This window comes from Rhizobium sp. WSM4643 (assembly GCF_025152745.1).
GTDB lineage: Bacteria > Pseudomonadota > Alphaproteobacteria > Rhizobiales > Rhizobiaceae > Rhizobium > Rhizobium leguminosarum_I.
The window spans coordinates 3,097,383-3,117,967 of record NZ_CP104040.1 but is presented as its reverse complement, the minus strand read 5'-3'; the positions used below and the strand labels follow the sequence as shown (position 1 = coordinate 3,117,967).

The 20,585-nt window shown below is 60.2% G+C and carries 17 protein-coding genes and 1 pseudogene; 9 read left to right on the top strand and 9 right to left on the bottom strand.

Features of this window, described 5'->3' with window-relative positions:
* Nucleotides 1–24 precede the first annotated feature (24 nt).
* Complete coding sequence (locus N1937_RS15680) at nucleotides 25–1,128, bottom strand: branched-chain amino acid ABC transporter substrate-binding protein (RefSeq protein ID WP_170260636.1); 1,104 nt, start codon at nucleotides 1,126–1,128, stop codon at nucleotides 25–27.
* Between the two features lie 484 nt (nucleotides 1,129–1,612).
* Here N1937_RS15680 and N1937_RS15675 point away from each other — a divergent pair, with 484 nt between their 5' ends.
* Complete coding sequence (locus N1937_RS15675) at nucleotides 1,613–2,527, top strand: HD-GYP domain-containing protein (RefSeq protein ID WP_170254733.1); 915 nt, start codon at nucleotides 1,613–1,615, stop codon at nucleotides 2,525–2,527.
* A gap of 185 nt (nucleotides 2,528–2,712) precedes the next feature.
* Here the strand turns inward: N1937_RS15675 and N1937_RS15670 are convergent, their stop codons facing one another.
* The 6 genes from N1937_RS15670 to N1937_RS15645 form a co-directional block, all read right to left on the bottom strand.
* The gene (locus tag N1937_RS15670) at nucleotides 2,713–4,038 is read right to left on the bottom strand and encodes an aspartate aminotransferase family protein (RefSeq protein ID WP_260056520.1); all 1,326 of its coding nucleotides are present in this window, start codon (nucleotides 4,036–4,038) and stop codon (nucleotides 2,713–2,715) included.
* Between the two features lie 357 nt (nucleotides 4,039–4,395).
* On the bottom strand, nucleotides 4,396–4,713 hold the full coding sequence (locus N1937_RS15665; RefSeq protein ID WP_017965391.1) for an ArsR/SmtB family transcription factor: 318 nt from the start codon (nucleotides 4,711–4,713) through the stop codon (nucleotides 4,396–4,398).
* 115 nt (nucleotides 4,714–4,828) lie between these two features.
* Entirely contained in the window at nucleotides 4,829–5,578 is a 750-nt protein-coding gene (locus tag N1937_RS15660; protein WP_260056519.1) for a HugZ family pyridoxamine 5'-phosphate oxidase, read from the bottom strand.
* A 31-nt stretch (nucleotides 5,579–5,609) separates the two neighbouring features.
* Nucleotides 5,610–6,662, bottom strand: coding sequence for a choline ABC transporter ATP-binding protein (gene choV, locus N1937_RS15655; protein WP_017965389.1), 1,053 nt, complete (start codon nucleotides 6,660–6,662; stop codon nucleotides 5,610–5,612).
* Nucleotides 6,659–7,504 (bottom strand): choline ABC transporter permease subunit, encoded by an 846-nt coding sequence (choW, locus tag N1937_RS15650; RefSeq protein ID WP_064247862.1) that lies wholly within the window; start codon nucleotides 7,502–7,504, stop codon nucleotides 6,659–6,661. The genes choV and choW overlap by 4 nt, the downstream gene beginning before the upstream one ends.
* 71 nt (nucleotides 7,505–7,575) lie before the next feature.
* Entirely contained in the window at nucleotides 7,576–8,532 is a 957-nt protein-coding gene (locus N1937_RS15645) for a choline ABC transporter substrate-binding protein (protein ID WP_170276310.1), read from the bottom strand.
* A 236-nt stretch (nucleotides 8,533–8,768) separates the two neighbouring features.
* Here N1937_RS15645 and N1937_RS15640 point away from each other — a divergent pair, with 236 nt between their 5' ends.
* The 3 genes from N1937_RS15640 (at nucleotide 8,769) to N1937_RS15630 (ending at nucleotide 11,800) form a co-directional block, all read left to right on the top strand.
* Nucleotides 8,769–9,371 carry a thymidine kinase gene (locus tag N1937_RS15640; protein WP_260056518.1) on the top strand — a complete coding sequence of 201 codons (603 nt, stop codon included), beginning with the start codon at nucleotides 8,769–8,771 and terminating at the stop codon, nucleotides 9,369–9,371.
* A gap of 74 nt (nucleotides 9,372–9,445) precedes the next feature.
* Nucleotides 9,446–10,519 carry a hypothetical protein gene (locus tag N1937_RS15635; RefSeq protein ID WP_170276311.1) on the top strand — a complete coding sequence of 358 codons (1,074 nt, stop codon included), beginning with the start codon at nucleotides 9,446–9,448 and terminating at the stop codon, nucleotides 10,517–10,519.
* 150 nt (nucleotides 10,520–10,669) lie between these two features.
* Nucleotides 10,670–11,800, top strand: a complete 1,131-nt coding sequence (locus N1937_RS15630; protein WP_170260639.1) for a DUF2333 family protein — start codon at nucleotides 10,670–10,672, stop codon at nucleotides 11,798–11,800.
* Nucleotides 11,801–11,831: 31 nt separating this feature from the next.
* On the opposite strand, the gene N1937_RS15625 is transcribed toward N1937_RS15630, so the two are convergent.
* Entirely contained in the window at nucleotides 11,832–12,776 is a 945-nt protein-coding gene (locus N1937_RS15625) for a LacI family DNA-binding transcriptional regulator (RefSeq protein ID WP_260056517.1), read from the bottom strand.
* Nucleotides 12,777–13,005: 229 nt separating this feature from the next.
* Between N1937_RS15625 and N1937_RS15620 the strand changes: the two genes are divergently transcribed.
* The 5 genes from N1937_RS15620 (at nucleotide 13,006) to N1937_RS15600 (ending at nucleotide 20,066) form a co-directional block, all read left to right on the top strand.
* On the top strand, nucleotides 13,006–15,750 hold the full coding sequence (locus N1937_RS15620; protein ID WP_260056516.1) for a glycoside hydrolase family 2 protein: 2,745 nt from the start codon (nucleotides 13,006–13,008) through the stop codon (nucleotides 15,748–15,750).
* 47 nt (nucleotides 15,751–15,797) lie between these two features.
* On the top strand, nucleotides 15,798–16,892 hold the full coding sequence (locus N1937_RS15615) for an ABC transporter ATP-binding protein (protein ID WP_260056515.1): 1,095 nt from the start codon (nucleotides 15,798–15,800) through the stop codon (nucleotides 16,890–16,892).
* Between the two features lie 76 nt (nucleotides 16,893–16,968).
* Nucleotides 16,969–18,228, top strand: coding sequence for a hypothetical protein (locus N1937_RS15610; RefSeq protein ID WP_260056514.1), 1,260 nt, complete (start codon nucleotides 16,969–16,971; stop codon nucleotides 18,226–18,228).
* Between the two features lie 66 nt (nucleotides 18,229–18,294).
* Nucleotides 18,295–19,188 (top strand): carbohydrate ABC transporter permease, encoded by an 894-nt coding sequence (locus N1937_RS15605; protein ID WP_017965380.1) that lies wholly within the window; start codon nucleotides 18,295–18,297, stop codon nucleotides 19,186–19,188.
* Nucleotides 19,189–19,283: 95 nt separating this feature from the next.
* Nucleotides 19,284–20,066, top strand: a complete 783-nt coding sequence (locus tag N1937_RS15600) for a carbohydrate ABC transporter permease (RefSeq protein ID WP_170276628.1) — start codon at nucleotides 19,284–19,286, stop codon at nucleotides 20,064–20,066.
* Nucleotides 20,067–20,117: 51 nt separating this feature from the next.
* On the opposite strand, the pseudogene N1937_RS15595 reads toward N1937_RS15600, so the two are convergent.
* A pseudogene (locus N1937_RS15595) lies at nucleotides 20,118–20,548 on the bottom strand (diguanylate cyclase); the annotation flags it as partial.
* Between the last annotated feature and the right edge of the window lie 37 nt (nucleotides 20,549–20,585).

The following is a 20,585-nucleotide window of genomic DNA, read 5'->3' as shown; positions in this document are numbered from 1 at the left end:
CGGTCTTCGACGGTCAGCGATGGTTTATTCGGCGGCGACGATCTTGCCGGCTTCCCACTTGTAGAGCGAGAAGCTCTGCGAGGTCAGGTCGCCGGTCTCGCCGTAGGTGACCTTGCCGATGGCAGTCGGGATCTCCTTGCCGTCCTTCAGCGCAGTCGCGACGGCTTCCGCATCCTCGGCACTGCCGGCCTTCTCGATGCCGGCCTTCAGCACCTCGACGGCGGCATAGGCGTTCAGCGTGAAGGCCTCGGCCGGGATCTTCTTGGCGGCGAGCGCGTCGGCTGCGGCCTTGGAATCCGGGCTCTTGGTGGCGTCCGAAGCGTTGGTGAAGATCGTGCCTGCTGCCGCATCCGTGCCGATTGCCCAGAATTCGGTGTTGGAGAGGCCATCGCCGCCGATGATCGTCGCGTTGGCGGCGAGGTCATGCAATTGGCGGGCGAGCAAGCCGCCTTCCGGGTGGTAGCCGCCGAAATAGACCACGTCGACCTTCTCGGACTTGATGCGGGTGGTGAGCGCGCTGAAATCCTTGTCACCAGGCGTGATCGCGTCATTGACGACTTCGGTGATGCCGCCGGCGTTCAGCGTCGCCTTGAAGGCATCGGCGAGGCCCTTGCCGTAGGCGCCCTTGTCGTTGACGATGGCGACGCGCTTGTCCTTGAAATTCTTCAGCACATATTTGGCGGCGACTTCTGCCTGCTGGTCGTCGCGGCCGCAGGTGCGCAGCACGTTGGTGAGACCGCGCTTGGTCAGGTCGGGGGCCGTCGCGGTCGGGGTAACCATCAGCACGCCGTTTTCAGCAAGCACGTCCGAAACGGGAATGGCGACGCCCGAGGTTACCGGGCCGACGACGAAGCGGATGCCGTCGCCGACGACCTTGTTGGCGGCGGAAACGCCCTGCTTCGGTTCGCCGGCATCGTCGGCCAGCTCGAGAACGACCTTCTCTCCGAGAATCCCGCCCTTCTTGTTGATCTCGTCGACGGCCGTCTGAGCGCCGTTCTTCACCTGATCGCCATAGGCGGCGACGGGGCCGGTCAGCGGCGCGATCAGGCCGATGGTGATATCGGCATGGGCAAGCGGCGCAAAGGCGAGTGACGCGACGAGGGTCGCCGTCAATGTCTTGAGGGTCATTGTCTGTCTCCTTGGATGGGGTCATGCGACCCGCGATGAACGTCGCGCCGGCTTTTCCGGATCGTTCAACGGCCCAGGAGCCGTGCCAAGAACGATCGATATCGGCGCGATCAATGCACCCTCCGGCCATATTTGGCTCGAGTGGTGCAGCGACAAGATTTCTAGGAATTTTGGTGAGATTGCGCAAGTTGATAACAAAATGGAACGAAAATCGGCTCGATCCGACACGAAATCTTGCCAAAATCGTCAATTTTGGCGCCGTCTGGTGATTGTTTCGAGGGTGGCGGTACCCGCACAATCGCGGTGCGCCGATGAACCTGCTGCATTTCGCGGAAGCTCGCTTGGTCTTTCCGAATATTCGAATTCTGTTTTGAGATTAACACTTGATTCTACCAATTAGAGTAGAACCATTGTTCCCGCATATATTGCTGCGATGCAAAAGAACGGTCATAAACAGAGAGATATTTCAGGAACAGAGATCTGGATGCTGAAGCGTATCGAAGCCAGACAGGTGCGCAACGGAATGTTTGTGGAGGCGATCGAGGGTGCATGGCATGACCCTCTTCTGTCCAAGCGAAGATTTCTGCTGCGCCGTGAAGCCGATGCCCTGAAACTTCGCAAGAGCGGTATTGAAGGTGTTGTCATTAACACCAGCAGAGGCCTCGACATCGACGGCCTGCCAGGCGGCAATATCGAGATCGACACCAAGGCGGCACGCGAGACCATCCAGAAATCCGTGCAGGTGCTGGAAAGCGTTTTCAGCCGGCTCCAGCATGGCGATGGCATCAGCGTCGATCAGGTGGCGCCGGTGATTTCCTCTGTCTCCAAGTCGATTGATGACAATCCCACTGTCTTTCTCAGCGTTACGCGTCTGAAATCCAAGGACGAGGCAACGTTTCTGCATTCCCTTTCGGTGAGCGCGCTGATGATCCTGTTCGGCCGTCATCTCGGACTTGACGAGACTACCGTGCAGATGCTCGGCACGGCAGGATTGCTGCACGACGTCGGCAAGCTCGAAATTCCGCTCGAGATACTCAACAAGGAAGGGCGCCTGGACGAGGACGAGATCAAAATGATCCGCGATCATCCGGAAAAGGGGCATGCAATCCTGTCGCGCCAGCAAGGCATGTCGGAGATCGTTCTCGACGTCTGCCTCAACCATCATGAGCGTATCGATGGCAAGGGCTATCCGCGCAGGCTTTCCGAGGCGCAGGTGAGCTTCCATGCTCGTCTTGCTGCGATTTGCGACGTCTATGACGCCGTGACCTCCGTGCGGCCGTACAAGGCGCCATGGAGCGCGAGCCAATCACTGAAATGGATGCTTGGCAGCGAAGGGCAATTCGATCACCGGCTCCTGAAGAAATTCGCCCTCTGCCTTTCCGTCGCCGCGGTCAGCTGAAATCTATCTGGCTTCGCAACAAAAGGGCCCGCGTGGGCTTACAGCGCCGCGCGTCTTTTCAGGCGCGCAAAGGACGCTGTAACACTTTCAATTGCCGTACAATTTTATCCTTAAATAGATTCCGACTTAAGGAATTATGCAGGAGGCCCGCCGCAGGCCCCGTTGCTGGAAGCCTCAGAGCTTTCTCAGACGTTGTTCTGCAGGATGGCTCGCAGCTTGCCGAAGAGCTCGTCGATATGGTGCTTCTCGATGATCAGCGGCGGTGAGAGCGCGATGATATCGCCGGTGGTGCGGATCAGCAGGCCGCTTTCATAAGCTTTCAGGAAAGCGGTGAAGGCGCGCTTGGTGGGCTCGCCGGCGATCGGGTCGAGTTCGATCGCGCCGATCAGGCCGGTGTTCCGGATGTCGATGACATTGGGGCAGTCCTTCAGCGAATGCAGCGCGTCGGCCCAGTAGTCGGAAAGCTCGGCGGCGCGCGTCAGCAGGCCTTCCTCCTTGTAGGTGTCGAGCGTGGCGAGCGCGGCGGCGGAGGCGATCGGGTTGCCGGAATAGGTGTAGCCGTGGAAGAACTCGATCATATGTTCCGGGCCGTTCATGAAGGCATCATGGATCTCGGAGGTAACGAAGACCGCGCCCATCGGAATGACACCGTTGGTCAGCCCCTTGGCGGCGGTGATCATGTCGGGCTTGACGTCGTAATATTGCGCGGCGAAGGGAGCGCCGAGGCGGCCGAAGCCGGTGATGACCTCGTCGAAGATCAGAAGGATGCCATGCTTGGTGCAGATCTCGCGCAGCTTTTGCAGGTAGCCCTTGGGCGGGATCAAGACGCCGGTGGAACCCGCCACCGGCTCGACGATGACGGCGGCGACGGTGGAGGCGTCATGCAAGGTGACGATACGCTCGAGTTCGGTAGCGATGTCGCCGCCATGCTCGGGCTCGCCGCGAGTGAAGTTGTTTTTGCCGGGCTGGTGGGTGTGCGGCATGTGATCGACGCCGGTCAGAAGTGTGCCGAACATCTTGCGGTTGGTGACGATGCCGCCGACGGAGATGCCGCCGAAATTGACGCCATGATAGCCGCGCTCGCGGCCAATCAGGCGGAAGCGTGATCCATTGCCCTTCACGCGGTGATAGGCGAGCGCCACCTTGAGCGCCGTCTCGACGGATTCCGAACCCGAATTGGTGTAGAGAACGTGGTTCAGGCCTTCCGGGGCAATGTCGACCAGGCGGTTCGCCAGTTCGAAGGCCTTGGGATGGCCGAGCTGGAAGGCCGGCGCGTAATCGAGCTCGCCGGCCTGCTCGCGGATCGCTTCGGTGATCTTCGGGCGGCAGTGGCCGGCGTTGACGCACCAGAGGCCAGCCGTGCCGTCCAGCACCTGACGGCCGTCATGGGTCGTATAGTACATGTCCTTGGCGCCGACGAACAAACGCGGCTCCTTCTTGAACTGGCGATTTGCCGTAAACGGCATCCAGAAGGCGCGAAGATCGTTCGGTGCATTGAGGCGATTGGACATGCTGTTCTCCTGGCCGCTGGCGGCCCTTTCCCGGGGCTTCACGCCCATATCTTTACTGCCCGGTCAAATTATCAGGGCTTCTCAAGGCGTCAACGGGAAAAGTCCCGCAAGCTCCTCCTGACAGGAGGCGCAACTTGCTTCGATCGATCACGGGCGAGCGCCTCAGCGCGATGGGGCTGCAATTCCTTCGCCGCCGGCGTAAGGAACTGAAAGATTAGGGCACTCAAAGGCACGACCGGCAAATCGGAAGATTTGCCGGTCGTGCCATAAGGTTCATGTGCTGAAATATCGTTGCCAGGCTTCCGGGAATATCCCCTTCCGGCACGGCATCGGCCGACATTCATGTCAGCGCTATCATCAAGCGGCGGATCTGTTTCTCTTCTGCACGAGGTAGATGTCTTCGAGCGTTGCCAGGATCTTCATGACCGGCTCGGAGCTGCTCGAATAATAGATGGTTTGTGCGTCTCGGCGGGTCTTGACCAGTTTTTGAGCGCGTAGTTTCGACAGGTGCTGAGAGAGAGCCGACTGGCTGAGGCCGACCTGCGTCGCAAGCACGCCGACGGCCACTTCGCCCTTCACGAGGCTACACAAGATCAGCAATCTTTTCGGGTTTGCCATGGCCGACAATAAAGCTGCCGCCACGTTCGTGTGATCGGCCAAATCGGAGGTTTCCATATGTTATCTTCCTAATGCGAAACGTACATCATTCGTGCTGGCACAGGCCGTCAGCCAGGATTTTGACTGACGCTAAAAACTAGCAACTGGGCTCGAAGATTGTATATACCTAAATTTAAGGTATCGAGTATGCTATTTTAGTCATGTTTGAACAAATGTGATCGGCATCCACAGCGAGGGTTTCGAACTCGTATCGCAGCAGCAAGTCGCCGGAAATCATGTCGAAACCTGAGGAATCGATACCACAAATGCGCCAAGGACCCGATTCCGGCGCCTTCAGCCTGATAGCGAGGGCTTCAGCGACATCGGGATGGCGTTCTACTAAATCTCGCACTGTCTCTGCCGCCTCGGTGGCGATTGCCTCATTCGCCGCCGACTGGATTATGAGATCGTTTCCATCGAGCTGGTAGGCGCGGCCGAAGCCGCCATTGAGGCTGGCCTGTTCCGGCTTAAGACGGAAGAACAGGAAATCAGGAAAGTCGATATAAAGCTTCGCTTTGGTGTGGCGAGCGAGAAAACGCGTGCGGATACGCTCGTAGAATGCACTGCTGCGCTCGACGGGTTCTGCCAGGCACTGGGTCGTCAGACGCGGAAAGGCGAGGGGATCGCCCTTGCCGGGCTCGCCGGTCAGGAGCGAGGCGCGCGGGTCTCTGGCAAGCGCCCTCGTATGGGCCGATAGCTTCGAAACGAGGATGACGGGGGCGCCGTCGATATCGGTGGCGACCAGCACGCGACTGGCAAAGGGAAAGCCGGTCTCGGGGTCGAGAACGGCAATCGCCGCGTGCCGGGCGGAGCGCAGAAGCACGCGGGCGAGCTTGCGGGCATCGTCGTCGGTTTCGCGTAAGGGTGAGGCCGGATCTTTCATATCCGCTTTGTGGCAAAGCGGATCGAAAACATCAAGCTTCCTGCTTGCGGCGATGGCGGGTGAGGCCGGCGACAATGTCTTGGGCGGAGATGGTACCGACAATCGCGCCGTTCTCGACGATGCCGATACTGCCGGGTTGGCGGGCCAGGGCGTCGAGGACATCGATCAGCGGCGTCGCGGCACGGGCTGTAGCGCTGACACTCATGCCGGCGGCAGTCTGGCCGAGGCCTGGCTGCATCACGTCGGCCGCAGTCAGCATGTTGATCGGATTGAGGTTCTGCACGAAATCGGCGACATACTGGTCTGCGGGATTCTTGACGATGTCGTGCGGCGTTCCGCACTGAATGATACGGCCGCTCTCCATAATGGCGATGCGATTGCCGATGCGGAAGGCCTCGTCGAGATCGTGGCTGACGAAAAGAATGGTCTTCTTCAGCCGCCGCTGGAACTCCAGGAGCTCGTCCTGCAGGCGGGTGCGGATCAATGGGTCGAGCGCCGAGAAAGGCTCGTCCATGAGCAGGATCGGGGCGCCGGTGGCAAAGGCTCGGGCAAGGCCGACACGCTGCTGCATGCCGCCGGAAAGCTCGTTGACCTTGCGGCCTGCCCATTTCGTCAGGTTGACCAGTTCGAGCTGCTCGCCGACGCGGAGCTTACGTTCGGCTTCCGGCATGCCGGCGAGTTCGAGGCCGAAGCCGACATTTTCGGCGACCGTGCGCCAAGGCAAAAGGGCGAACTGCTGGAACACCATGGAGACGGTGTGGGTGCGCAAATCGCGCAGCGCCTTGGCATTGCATCTGTAGGGGTTGACGGGGCCGGTGGTCGTGGAGACCGCAACATCGCCGCGCACCACGGGAGCGAGCCCGTTGACGGCGCGCAGCAGCGTCGACTTGCCAGAGCCGGAAAGGCCCATCAGCACCAGGATCTCGCCTTCCTCGATCGTCAGTGAGGCATCGGCGACGCCGAGCACCAAGCCGGTCGCGGCGCCGATTTCGTCTCGCGATTTGCCCTGATCGACCATGGCAAGCGCGGTTTCCGGCCGATCGCCGAAGATGATGCTGACATTGTTAAAGTTTACCGCGGTCATGCAGCGCCTCCTTCACCGGCCGTGCGGAACATCCGGTCGAGAATGATTGCCAGGATGACGATGCAGAAGCCCGCCTCGAAGCCCTTGGCGATATTGACGGTGTTCAGCGCACGAACGACGGGCACGCCAAGCCCGGGAGCGCCGACAAGGGCGGCGATGACGACCATCGACAGCGACAGCATGATGGTCTGGGTGAGACCCGCCATGATTTGCGGCGTGGCGAAGGGAAGCTCGATCTTGCGCAGCACCTGTATCGGCGTCGCGCCGAACGCGACGGCGGCTTCGACGAGCGACGGCGGCGTCGAGATGATGCCGAGGCGCGTCAGCCGGATCGGGGCGGGGATTGCGAAGATGACGGTCGCGATCAGGCCCGGCACCATGCCGAGGCCGAACAAGATGAGTGCCGGGATCAGATAAACGAATGTCGGTATGGTTTGCATGAGATCGAGCACCGGGCGCATGGCCGCATAGACCCAAGGGCGGCGGGCAGCGGCAATGCCGAGCGGAATGCCGATCACCATGCAGACGAAGGTGGCGGCGAGCACGAGGGCGAGCGTCTCCGTCGTTTCCTTCCAATAGTCCTGGTTCACGATGAGCAGCAGCCCAAGACAGGTGAAGACCGCGACCGCGATCGATCGGCGCAACCAAAAGGCGATGGCGGTGATGGCGGCGATGACGATCAGCGGATGAGGCTTCTGCAGCACGAAGAGCAGGCCGTCTATGGCGCTCGACAGCAGGAAGGCGACCTGGTTGAAGAACCATTCGCCGTTCGAGGTCAGCCAGTCCACAAAGGATTTGGCCCAGGAGCCAATGGGAATCTTAAATTCGGTGATCCAATTCAAGGGCGCGCCCATCCAAAAAACAACAATCGGACAAAAATGAAACGGGGCGGCGAGCCGCCCCGTTCGTATCGTCAGAGGCCGAGGCCGGTCTTGGCGGCCGCGAGAGCGTCGCCCTTGCCGTCGCGGGTCTTGACGCCCTTAAGCCAGGGCTCGAGTGCTGCGGGGTTCGCCTTCAGCCATTCGGAAGCTGCAGCCTCCGGCTCTTTGCCGTCGTTCAGGATTTTGCCCATGATGTGGTTCTCCATGTCGAGGGAGAACGTCAGGTTCTTCAGCATCGTGCCGACATTCGGGCATTCGTCGAGATAACCGGCACGAACATTGGTGAAGACCTTGGCGCCGCCGAAATCCGGACCGAAGATATCGTCACCGCCTGTGAGGTAGGTCAGCTTGAAGTTAGTGTTCATCGGATGGGGTTCCCAGCCGAGGAAGACAACGGGCTTGCCCGCTTTGTCGGCGCGCGCGACCTGGGCGAGCATGCCCTGCTCGGAGGATTCGACGACTTCCAGATCCTTCATGCCGAAGGTGTTCTTTTCGATCATGTCCATGACGAGGCGGTTGCCGTCATTGCCAGGCTCGATGCCATAGATCTTACCGTCGAGATCGTCCTTATGAGCGGCGATGTCCTTGAAGTCCTTGATGCCGAGTTCCGCACCCTTGGCGTTGGTTGCGAGCGTATACTTGGCACCGACGAGGTTGGGGCCGAAAGATTCGACCGACTTGTCGTCGAGATAGGGCCGGACGTCCTTTTCCTGTGTCGGCATCCAGTTGCCGAGGAAGATGTCTATGTCTTTGTTCTTCAGCGAGGTGTAGGTGACCGGCACCGAGAGCACCTTGATGTCGGTCTGATAGCCGATGCTCTTCAGGACGACGGATGCGGTGGCGGTGGTGGCGGTGATATCCGTCCAGCCGACGTCCGAGAAATGAACGGTGGAGCAGCTGTCGGGATCGGCAGCGAAGGCGGCGGAGGCAACGGAGAGGGCGGCGACGGCAGTTGCGGTAACGAGTTTGAACGTGCTTGTTGTTTTCATTTTAGACTCCCAGTCTTTGAGTTCCCAAGCCAACCATCAATAACCGAGTTTGACAAGCGACCTCAGTGCGTTTGCGCCGTATCGACCCATGCGATTGCGACGTCCGCGGATTTTTTCGCAAGGCCTCGCTTTTAGGGCTTTCGGCGGTTTTCGAGCCGGATTCCTGTGATTATCGTTTTCTCAGGGCTTTTCTTTGCCATTCCGAGCTTTCAATAAGCCGATTAAGGAGAAATCGGATGGCAAAACTCTATTTCAACTACTCGACGATGAACGCCGGCAAGTCGACGATGCTGCTGCAGGCCTCCTACAATTATCAGGAGCGCGGCATGCGCACGGTGCAGCTGATCGCCGCCTTCGACGAGCGCGCCGGCCGCGGCGTCATCGGCTCGCGGATCGGCTTGGAGGCGAGCGCCATCCCCTTCGAGCCGCATGAGGATCTGTTCCGGCTCGTCGCGGCGCTGAGCGGTGAAGGCGCGCCGATTTCCTGCGTCTTCGTCGACGAGGCGCATTTCATGACGCCTGTCCATGTCTGGCAGCTGGCCCGCGTCGTCGACAGGCTCGGTATCCCTGTTATGGTCTATGGGCTGAGAACCGATTTCCAGGGCAAGCTGTTTCCGGCCTCGCAGGAACTGCTGGCGATCGCCGACGAAATGCGCGAGGTGCGCACGATCTGCCATTGCGGGCGCAAGGCGACGATGGTTGTGCGGCTCGGCGCGGATGGAAAAGTACTGCACGAAGGCGCCCAGATCGATGTCGGCGGCAACGAGAAATATGTCTCGCTGTGCCGCAAGCATTGGGACGACGCGATGAACGGAGCCTGGATCGCCGAGCCGGTCTGAAGCCGGCGACGCCGCCTGTTTTCTTTAGCGCCGCAAGCGACTAGCTTGAGCAGGAGATTCCCTGGAGAGATCAGGTGCGCAAACCCCCGCCATTCGATAGCCAGTACGAAGCTGCAGGCAGCTTTGCCGAGAGGATTGCGGCCGAGGGCGCCTATTGCGTGGCGGCGATCGGCGCCTTCAGCGGCGAGGAAACGCGGTCGGCCGACGAGGTCTTCCTGGAACAGAATGCCCGCTTCCAAGCCCATATCGCCGACGCTGCGGCGCTCGACGCCCAGCTGGCCGAACTGGTCTTTTCTCTTGACCGGCTGACGGCCGAGGTTTCTGCCGATCTCGATAGTTTCCGGGGGCTGACGCTGCGTGAGAAGATGGCCGGCTGGGTGTCGCGCCAGCGGATGTGGCGCATGTATACCGAACGTGTGCGCGAGGCGCCGGTCATCGAGCGGCTGCTCGAACTTTTGAGGAAATCGGACGCGCTTGCCAGGCTGATCGCCGGCCAGCGCACCTCGCTCACCGAACGGCACAGGGCAGCCGAACGCAACCTTATCGACATTGTCGAGCAGCGGCGCCGGCTGGTCGTCTCCATCGATATCGCCCGCCTCAAGATGAAGGAGCTCAATGCGAAGGCGCTGACGACGCAGGGCCGGATCGGCGTCTATGGCAACAGGGCGCATTGGGAGCAGATGGAGGCGGAACGGCGGGCGCTGAAGGCGGAGGCCGAGCGGATTTCCGCCGAAGAGCACGAGATGCGAGACGACAGCCAGCGGCGCGAGCGCTTCATCGGCCTGTTCCAGGCCTTTGTCGATTCGCTGAACGGCCGGATCGCCGCCTGCAACGTGCTGCTGTGCAAGCTGTTGATAGACGTCGAGGAGCGGCTGATCATCTACCAGGCGCAGGTCGATACCGACAGGCCGGGCATGAAGGCGAGGATCAAACCGGAGCTCTTTCCCGATATCGCCACGCCGATCAGGCTGTTCGAGAAGGGCATGCTGGTCGCCCAGGATCTGGAGCGGCGCAAGAGCCGCGCCGATCTCGAATTCACAAGAAGGTTTCCGACCTATGCCGAACCGCCGTCGGAAACGTCGGGAGCGCCTCTGATTGATACGGCGCGCAGGTCCTTGCGCTTCCGCCTGCCTTTCCTGCGCTCCTGACCGGCAGGGCGCGGGCAATACGCCTCTTGCACAATGCTTTCATTCCGAAAAATCGAAGGGCTCGTGTTGTGCTCGGCCCATCGAGCGCATATGTGGGATGCAGCGGGGCGGCAATGTCCCGATGTTCGCCTCGCCTGACAGGAGACGACGATGCTTGACCGGATAGCCGGTTTTTTCAGGCTGATCGGCCAGACGATCGGCCGCTGGGCCCGCCTGTTTTCCGCCTGGGCTTTCTGGCCCCTTCTTGCCGCCCACGGCTGGTATCAGCGCCGGAGCTGGATGATCCGGCTGCCGGTCATCGCGTTCGTGGCGCTGCTGGTCGTGCTCTACGGTTATTTCTTCTGGCAGACGCAGGTCTGGACGAATTTCAACCCCGCCTTCGTCGACCAGTACCGGCTTTCCGAACGCAAGGTCGCAGCCGGGCAGGACGTGTCGGCGGCCGACGGCGCGGCGGCGACGGCGCCGAAGACCTGCCAGCGCTCGGCGATTGTCGACGTCGCGGCCGATCTGACCGATTTCAATGTCGACCAGAACGCATGGATCTCCTCCATGCTGCTCTACAAGATGGGCTTCTTCGGCATCGACTGGGATCACACGCCCTTCCTCGACAACAAGGCGTCGTTCCAGCGCGGCGTCAACCAGGCGGTCCGGCGGACTTCGGCGGAGCTTGTCGACACGCTCGGACGCGTGCGCGGCACATCGGGCATTAACAACGACCTGCAGAGCGCGCGCGGCAATCTGCAGTTTGACGAAAACAGCTGGTATTTCGGGCTCAATCCCTTCGGGCCGAAGACGCCGACGCCTTCCTATTACCGCTCGGCGATCGGCAGCCTGCGCAAGTTCAACACCGATCTCGCCCTCTGCAATGTTGTTTTCGACGGCCGCGCCGACAATTTGATGCAGTTTATCGACCGCATTGCCAACGATCTCGGCGGCACCTCCGACATGCTCGCCGAGCGCTCGGAAAACCACAATCGCGGCTGGTTCGATACACGCGCCGACGACCGGTTCTGGTTCGCCTATGGCCAGCTCTATGGCTACTACGCGATCATGGCCGCCGCCCAGGCGGATTTCTCGCAGGTGGTGGCGGAACGCAATCTCGGAACGATCTGGGCCGGGACCATGCGGCAGTTCCAGGCGGCGCTCCGCATCCAGCCGGCGATCATCTCGAACGGGCGCGAGGACGGCTGGATCATGCCGAGCCATCTCGCCACCATGGGCTTTTATATTCTGAGGGTGCGCTCGAACCTCGTCGAGATCCGGTCGGTGCTCGATCGCTAGATCATCAAGTCGCGAAGAATCCCCACTTGCGTTAACGAGGCGGGGCGATGGAAGCGCGCAGGATTAACTGGCATTCCATCTTCAGCCGCACTGGTGTCCTCTTCGGCTGCGCCACCTTTTCCAGAAGCTCAGCCACCGCCCATTGGCCCATCTCCTCGTGCGGCAGTTTCAACGTGGTGAGTGGCGGCAGGATTTTTCGGGCAAGGCTGTCATCATCGAAGCCGACGACGGAAATGTCTTCGGGGATTTTCAAGCCTCTTATTCTGATTGCATCATAGGCACCCATTGCCACCCGGTCTGAAAAACAGAATACCGCAGTCGGCGGGCACGGCAGGTCGAGCAACTGCAGCATTTTCTCGCGCCCGAGGTCGAGCGACCAGGCGCCGGACACAATCAGCTCTGGATCCACCGCGATATCGTAGGTGGTAAGCGCCTGGCGGTAACCGCTTAAACGATCTCGGGACGCTTCAAGCCGCTCCTTGCCCGCGTCGATCATGGCTATGCGGCGATGTCCGGCCTTGATTAGTGTCTCCGTCGCCGCAAAACCGCCGGCAAGATCGCCAGGAATGATCGACGAGAACTCGGCCCGCTGCTGATGGCAGTTCAAGAGCACGGTGGGGTAGTTGGCAAGTTTGGAGGGCAGCACTGGCGCCAACTGGGTGATGAGGGTGGCGTAGACCACTCCGACGATCTGACGCCGGCCCAGATAATCGAGAATGACCTCTGCGAATTCGACCTGTCCTCCGGTAACGACGGTGATCGCCGCCAAGCCCCGTTCTTCTGCTGCCTCACGCACGCCTTCAATCAGCGGCGCGGCGTGATGCGAAGCCATCAGATCGTCGATCAAAAGCACGATGATGCCGCCGATCGGGCCATTGACGGGCGTGGTCTTCTGATAGCCAAGCTCCTCGGCCACAGCCAGCACATGACTGCGCATCTTCTCGGAAACGCGCTTGCCGGGCGCCTCGTTCAGCACTAGTGAAACCGTCGCGTGCGAAACGCCGACCTTTGCAGCGATGTCGGACATTGTCGGTCGTTTCGTTATTTTGTCGTTCACGCAGTTTCTCTCTCAAACAGTTGGCATGCACGTTAGAAAATCTAACGGACAATGTGAAGCGGCGGGCTTGCGGGAGTTACATTTTTAAGTTACGAAACCTACCTGTAACTTATTTTGTGACTGCATCCAACTGGAAAGCTTGCGGCTCATGACCATCGCCTCCCGCCGTTTCGCCGACACCCATTCCGGGCCGCGTGCGCGCCTGTCTCTTGACGGCACCTGGGACTTTCAGCTGGAGGGACACGAGCCCGCGACGATTGCCGTGCCCGCTCCTTGGCAGGCGCAATTTCCGAATCTACGCGCCGCTGCGGGCGTCGCAACTTATTCGCGCAAGCTTACCGTGCCGCAGAAGTGGCAAGGTCGTCAGGTGATCGTGCATTTCGGCGCGGTGAACTATTTCGCCGAAGTATCGGTCAATGGCAGGCGCCTTGGCTCTCACGAAGGCGGCTATCTGCCGTTTGAATTTGTCATCCCCGCCGATCTGCTGGGCGGTGAAATGCGTCTTGACGTACGGGTCACGCTGCCGAGTTCTGACGGACAGGCTTTCCCCGCCTTTCCATTCGATGAAATCCCGCACGGCAAGCAGAGCTGGTACGGTATGTTGGGCGGCATCTGGCAGTCGGTCTGGCTTGAGTGCCGCGCTGAGGCGCATATCGCTCACCAGGGCATTCGCGCCGACCTCTCCACCGGCGGCGTGACGGTTGATGTCGAACTGGCCGCGGCCTTCACTGGTGCGTTGAACATTAGGCTTCTCGACCGCAATGGCGCAGTGGCGGCGTCCGCCGAGCTTGCTCTCAGCGGCGCGGCACACGCCTCGGTCGCGCTCAAGGTCGCCAAGGTGGAGGCCTGGTCGCTCGATGATCCCGCGCTTTACCGGGCTGTTGTCGAACTGCGTCAGGGCGACGTCGTCATCGATGCCGACGTCCAGGATTTCGGCTTTCGGACGTTTGAAGCGCGAGATGGAAAGTTTTTCCTGAACGGCCAGCCATTCTATATGCGCGGCGCGCTGGATCAGGATTACTATCCCGAGGGCATCTACACCCCGCCGTCACTGGAATTTCTGGAAGACCAGGCGCGTAAATCGAAGGAACTCGGCCTCAACCTCCTGCGCTGCCATATCAAGGTTCCCGATCCGCGCTACTATGATGTAGCTGACCGCTTTGGCCTGCTGGTCTGGACGGAAATCCCCAACGTCCAGACGTTCACCGAGAAGTCGGCGCAGCGCCTGCTCGATACGATGGAAGGGATCCTGCGCCGCGACGGCAACCATCCCTCTATCGTGATCTGGACCATCATCAACGAAGACTGGGGGACGCGTCTTGTCGAAAGCGCCGATCAGCGAAACTGGCTGGACAACGCCTACCATTGGCTGAAAAAGAAGGACCCGACACGGCTGGTGGTGGACAATTCCGCCTGCATTCCAAACTTCCATGTCGTCTCCGACATCGACGATTACCACTATTATGCCTCGGTTCCGGAAATGGCGCGCGAGTGGGCCGATTGGGTTTCGGCCTTCGCCAAGCGGCCCGACTGGTCTTATTCGCCGAACGGCGACGCGAAACGGCGCGGCGACGAGCCGCTCGTCGTCTCCGAGTTCGGCGTCTGGGGCCTGCCGCATCCAGACAAGCTGCTGCAGGACGGCAAGGAGCCGTTCTGGTTCAGCAACGGACTGGAGTGGGACAGCGGAGGTGCGACCTATCCGCATGGTGTCGAGCAGCGCTTCCGCACCTTTCAGTTCGACAAGGTTTTTCAGTCCTTCGGCTCCTTCATCGAGGACACGCAATGGCATCAGTTCAATGCCCTCAAGTTCGAGATCGAAGAAATGCGCCGCCATGCCTCGATCCAGGGCTATGTCATCACCGAGCTGACCGATCTGCACTGGGAAGCCAATGGCCTCATGGACATGGAGCGCAATACGCGCGCCTATCACAACCGTTTCCACGAGATTAACACCGACGTGGTCATCGTGCCGCGCATGCAGCGCTATGCGGTCTGGGCGGGCAACACGGCCAGCATCGAGCTCGAAATCTCGACGGGCGGCAAGGCACTGCCAGCGACCGAACTGGGCTGGAGTGTCGATGGCGCAGCTGCTGGCAAGATGGCGGTCGAAGCGGTGGATGCGACGTCAGTGTGCCGCCTGCCGGCAATTGATCTATCCTTCGCCGCAGAAAAAGCCGGCAACCAGGTCAGTGTCCAGTTCACGCTGACCACCGGCGATAAGGAGTTGGCGCGCAACAGCCTCGATATCAACGTCTATGCCCGTCGGTCCAAGCCTGTGCTTTCGGTTTCGTCCGCAGAGCCCGAGATCGCGCAATATCTGACCTCCCTTGGTTATGAGGTCGTAAACGCCGACAAGGCGCAGGTGCGGGTTGTGTCGACATTGAGCCAGGCCGATATCGATGCCATGGAGCATGGCGCCCATTACGTGTCGCTGGCCGATGTTGCGCCCCTGTCGTTTGGCAATCTGCGCAACGACCAGCCAAACTGGAATTATCCGAGCGGAGGCGATCGCGGGCAGCCCATGCCGCAGATGCGCGTCACCGATCGCAACGGCACCATCTGGAAGGGCAACTGGGTCACCGGCTTCAGCTGGGTGAAGCGTTCCGGGGTATTTGAACGTCTGCCGGGCGGCCCGCTCACCGACCTATCCTTTGTCGGCGTCAACCCCAACCGCGTCATCACCGGCTTCCGGCCGATCCATTTCGACGGGCTGGTCCATGCCGGCACGATGGCGGGCTGGATTCACAAGCCCTGCGCGACCATTGCCGAACGGCGGGTCGGCTCAGGTCGTATCGTGGCTACGACCTTCGGCCTGATGCGCGAACCCCCTGGGGCCGATCCGGTCGCGGCGACCTTACTCGATTGCATCATCGAGATGGCCGCCGCGGGATAGGCCGTTTTCAGAATTGAACCGCCGCACATGACCGGGAGGAGGTTTAGATGGCCAAGACAGATGCAGGCGTGACCATCCGCAACGTTTCCAAGAGTTTTGGGGCGGTGGAAGTGCTCAACGACATCTCGCTCGGGATAGACAGCGGCGAGTTCATCGTCTTCCTGGGCGCTTCCGGCTGTGGCAAGTCTACCCTTCTGCGCATGATCGCCGGGCTGGAGACGGTTTCGGGCGGCGAAATCTGGATCGACGGGCGCCGTGTCGACCAGCTTGCCCCCGGCCAGCGTGACGTATCCATGGTGTTCCAGTCCTATGCGCTCTATCCGCATATGAGCGTGCGAGAAAATCTTGCCTTTGGACTGGCCAATGTCGGTACGCCGAAAGCCGAGATCGCAACCCGCATTGCGACGGCGGCCAGGATGCTGGAGATGGACCATCTCCTCGACCGCAAGCCGGCGCATCTGTCCGGCGGCCAGCGCCAACGCGTTGCGATTGGCCGCGCCATCGTGCGTGAGCCAAAAGTTTTCCTCTTTGACGAACCCCTGTCGAACCTGGACGCCGGCCTGCGTACACGCACCCGTTTCGAACTGTCGCAGCTGCATGATCGTCTTGGCGCCACGATGGTTTTCGTAACCCATGATCAGATCGAGGCAATGACGCTGGCGACCCGGATTGTCCTTCTGAACAAAGGAAGGATCGAGCAGGTCGGCGCGCCCATGGATATTTATGCCCGCCCAAGCACACGCTACGTTGCCCAGTTCGTCGGCTCGCCGCCGATGAACTTCCTGCCGGCGGCACGGATTGAGAGCGGTCCGGACGGCGCGATTGTCACAACCGGTGGCGGCGTCGGGCTGCAAACCTCGGTTCCGTTCGACAGTTTGCCTGGTGCCAACCTCACGCTTGGCTTGCGGCCGGAGAGCCTGACGGTCTCGCCGCACGGCACGCTAAGGGGCAAAGTCGTCACAGTGGAGCAGATGGGCGACCGCTCTCTGGTCCACGCCGAACTCGCCGACGGGACGCAGGTCGTCGGCGTTGACGCCCCAATCACCACGGCCCGTGGTGGTTCCGAAATCGCGTTTGCCGTCGAAGGAGCGACGGCGATGCTATTTGATGAAATGGGCAAAGGGTATCACGCGGCCGGCTAGGCTGCGGCGCGAGACAGCAAGGCCGCCCTCCGAAGGAGGTCCCGGCAGGAAAACCGATCATTCTGGAGGAGTGAGAATGCGTAACCTGTTGAAAACATCGATTGCGGCGTTCGCCGTCATGATTGCCTTCCCGGCATTTGCAGCCGAAAATGTCGTTTGGTGGGACTTTTTGTCGGGAGGCGACGGCGTGCGAATGAAGGCGCTGATCCAGCGCTTCAACGACGAACATAAGGACAAGATCCAAATCAAGGGCACCACCCTCGAATGGGGCATCCCTTATTACACCAAGCTGCAGACATCAACTGCTGTCGGCCAGGGACCTGACATCGCCACCTACCACCTGTCGCGCCTGGCCGGTGCGGTTTCGGCCAAGACCGTGTCGCCAATCGATCCGAAGGAGCTTGAGGCTGTCGGTTTGAAGGACAGCGACTATCCGCCGAATGCAATCGCCGCCTCGACGGTCGACAATATGCGCTACGCCGTACCGTTCGACGTGCACGGCGAGGTGCTCTACTACAACAAGAATGTACTGAAGGAACTTGGAGCATTGGGCAAGGACGGCAAGCCGACCGGCATCGATACGCTGGAAGGCTGGCGGGCGCTGTTGGCCAAGGCCAAGGAAGCCGGCAAGAACGGCGTCGTCATCGCGTCGTCCAGCGGCGATTTGCGCGACATCTATACCTTGTTCGGCCAATTGGGCGGTCAATTGACCACCGATGGCAAATTCCTGCAGGGCGACAATTTCGACAAGATGCAAAAGGCCTATGGCGAAGTCACCGATTGGGTGAAGCAAGGCTGGGCGCAGCCCTATATCGACCCTGAAACCATCACTCCGACCTTCCTGGCCGGACAATCCGCCTTCTTTCTGAACGGCAACTGGGAGCTGCCGACCATGGAAACCGAAGTGGCCAAGGGCAGCGGCTTCGATTACGGCATGGTGAACATTCCCGCCTGGATGGGCAAACCTGCCAACTGGGCGGACTCGCACTCGTTTGTCATGCCAAACAATGTCGGCGTGACCATGACGCCGGAAAAGCGTGCCGCAGTTCTCGAAGTCATCAGATGGATGAATGTGAACTCACTGGAATGGGCCGGCGCCGGCCATATCCCGGCTTATTTGCCGGTCAGCACGTCTGACGCCTATAAGGCGCTCAAGCCGCAAGCGGACTATGCCGCCATGGCGCTCAACGCCTTCTATATGCCGAAGACGCCGCTCACCGGCGCTGCGTCCAAGTTCGACGACGACTGGCAGAACATGGCGTCCGGACCGCTGAACGGCGACGGCGATCTGAAGGAGACACTGGAGACGTTCCGCGATCATATGAACTCTCAGTGACGTTTTCCTTCAACAGTCCCCGGGGCAGTTCCTGGCCCGGGATCGCATAACCGAGGCAGGTGATAGATGGCTGCAGTCAGCAACAAGAAGCAGGACAGCCTGATTGCAGCGCTGCTGGTCGCACCGGCCGTCATCGCGTTTCTGGTGATCTTTGCCTATCCGACGTGGCGCATGGTGGCGATGAGCTTCACCAATGCGCCGCTGATCGGTCCCGGCGAGTGGGTCGGCCTCGACAATTACGCGCGCCAACTCTATTCGCCTCAATTTCAGAAGGCGCTTCTGAACACGCTGTACTTCATCGTTCTGACCGTCATTCCCGGCACGTCTCTGGCGCTGTTCGTTGCCATGGGGGTCAATCGTCTGACCGGGCGCATACAGATGTTGGTCCTGGCGTGCTTTTTTCTGCCTTCCATTCTGCCGGTATCGGTGGTGACCCAGATCTGGACCTGGATCGCAAACATGCAATATGGCGTCATCCAGAATGTCATCGGCCTGTTTACCGGCGGCCGCCCGCTGCCGGTGCTGCGTTCGCCGACCTATTTCATGCCCTCCGTCGCCGTCGTCACGATCTGGTGGACGATCGGTTTCAACATTCTTCTGTTTCTTGCCGCCTTGCGCAGCATTTCGTCCGACATCTACGAAGCGGCGGCGCTCGACAATGCCAGCCGCTGGCGGGTGTTCTCAAAGATAACCTGGCCGCTGATCTGGCCGGTGACAGCGTTGGTGCTGACGCTGCAGCTGATTGCGCAGTTCAAGATTTTTTCGCAGCCGTATCTGCTCGGCTATTTCGCCCACACGCCGGCTGACGCGCAATCCGTGGTCATGACCGTCATCTACGACCTCGCCTTCAAGCAGAACAAGGGTGGAGAAGGTGCAGCCGTCGCTACTATACTGTTCATCATCATCCTGATTGCCTCCGTTTTCCAATATCAGTTCCTGCGCGCGCGAGGTGAAAAATGAGCGTTCTGGCAACCGATCAACAAACGGCACTGGCGCGGACGAGCGGTAGCATTGCCGCAAGCAATTGGAGCGGCCGAGCGCTGACTGCTCTGGCTGTGCTCGGGGCGCTGATCTGGTTCTTCCCGCTTTACTGGGCGATCGTGACTTCGCTGAAATCCGACACTGAGGTGGCGAGCCCAGCATCCGGGTTCTTACCTAAAGAACCGACGATCGAGCCCTATCTCTACGTGATCGACCGCTCCAGCATCGTGCAATGGTATATCAACTCGGTCGGCACATCGACGATCATTGCGTTGGTGGTGCTGGCAGCCAGCGTCTGCTGTGCCTATGCCTTGAGCCAAATTCACTTTCCCGGCCGCCGCCTGATCTACGGCGCGCTGATTGCCTCGGTGATGGTCCCGGCGGAGGCGCTTATCATCAACCATTTCGTGCTGATGAACTCATTCGGGCTGATCAATAGCTGGGGCGGCATCATCATGCCGCAACTCGTGGTGCCATCGGTCATTATCATCCTCAAACAGTTCTTCGACCAGATCCCGAAGGAATTCCGCGAGGCGGCGATGCTCGACAATGCGGGCCATTTGCGAACGTTATGGAAGATCTATGTGCCGATGAACTGGGGCGTGATCATCGCGCTTGGTATCACGACCTTTATCGCGGCATGGAACAATTTCCTATGGCCGTTCCTGGTCGCGACTTCGGACGCCACAATCACCATTCCCGTCGGCATCACCCAGGTGAAGGACGTCTTCGGCGTGCGCTTTGCCAAGGACATGGCTGCGGCGGTATTGGCCGGTCTTCCCGTCGCCATACTCTACCTCCTCTTTCAGAAGCAGGTCACGCGCGCCATCATGCTCTCCGCCGGAATAAAGGGATAATGGGGCTTCGTGGGCATTTCTGTAATGACACCCTAGAGCGCCGCCCAAGTCGACGACACGGAGTTTCCCGACGAATTCATAGGTGATGCCGACGATGCCGCCGCCGATTTCATCGTCGCGGAAGCGACCGACGCTGCGCACCATCTTGTGGCCGCCAAGCCGGTTGTCGACACGATAGACGAAATGGAAGCCGACGCCGTCAAGGCTCGCGTCTTCGAAGGTTTGGGCGATCAGGCTGCGATCGTCCTCGTGGAAACGCGACGTTAGCCTGTCAGGTTGATAGGGCCGTCGCTGTAGGGGAGGTCGAAGATCGCGTGGACGTCCTCGCTTGCAAAGAAATGTCCTGTCTCGATATCGATGCGCCAGAAGCCGAAAAGACGATAGGCAGCAAGCATCTGGACAACTTCAGCATCGGTGATGCCGATGTGAGCGCGGGATTGCTCTGTCTTGTTAGTGACGGGCTGTTCGAAGTGAACAGGCACGATTCCCCCAGATCACGGGACGACGTGCCGACTCTCT

What these genes read in the sequence shown, in the direction of transcription:
- N1937_RS15680 (WP_170260636.1), bottom strand. Translation starts at nt 1,128, where the DNA reads ATGACCCTCAAGACATTGACGGCGACCCTCGTCGCGTCACTCGCCTTT.
- N1937_RS15675 (WP_170254733.1), top strand. Translation starts at nt 1,613, where the DNA reads ATGCTGAAGCGTATCGAAGCCAGACAGGTGCGCAACGGAATGTTTGTG.
- N1937_RS15670 (WP_260056520.1), bottom strand. Translation starts at nt 4,038, where the DNA reads ATGTCCAATCGCCTCAATGCACCGAACGATCTTCGCGCCTTCTGGATG.
- N1937_RS15665 (WP_017965391.1), bottom strand. Translation starts at nt 4,713, where the DNA reads ATGGAAACCTCCGATTTGGCCGATCACACGAACGTGGCGGCAGCTTTA.
- N1937_RS15660 (WP_260056519.1), bottom strand. Translation starts at nt 5,578, where the DNA reads ATGAAAGATCCGGCCTCACCCTTACGCGAAACCGACGACGATGCCCGC.
- choV (WP_017965389.1), bottom strand. Translation starts at nt 6,662, where the DNA reads ATGACCGCGGTAAACTTTAACAATGTCAGCATCATCTTCGGCGATCGG.
- N1937_RS15645 (WP_170276310.1), bottom strand. Translation starts at nt 8,532, where the DNA reads ATGAAAACAACAAGCACGTTCAAACTCGTTACCGCAACTGCCGTCGCC.
- N1937_RS15640 (WP_260056518.1), top strand. Translation starts at nt 8,769, where the DNA reads ATGGCAAAACTCTATTTCAACTACTCGACGATGAACGCCGGCAAGTCG.
- N1937_RS15630 (WP_170260639.1), top strand. Translation starts at nt 10,670, where the DNA reads ATGCTTGACCGGATAGCCGGTTTTTTCAGGCTGATCGGCCAGACGATC.
- N1937_RS15620 (WP_260056516.1), top strand. Translation starts at nt 13,006, where the DNA reads ATGACCATCGCCTCCCGCCGTTTCGCCGACACCCATTCCGGGCCGCGT.
- N1937_RS15615 (WP_260056515.1), top strand. Translation starts at nt 15,798, where the DNA reads ATGGCCAAGACAGATGCAGGCGTGACCATCCGCAACGTTTCCAAGAGT.
- N1937_RS15610 (WP_260056514.1), top strand. Translation starts at nt 16,969, where the DNA reads ATGCGTAACCTGTTGAAAACATCGATTGCGGCGTTCGCCGTCATGATT.
- N1937_RS15605 (WP_017965380.1), top strand. Translation starts at nt 18,295, where the DNA reads ATGGCTGCAGTCAGCAACAAGAAGCAGGACAGCCTGATTGCAGCGCTG.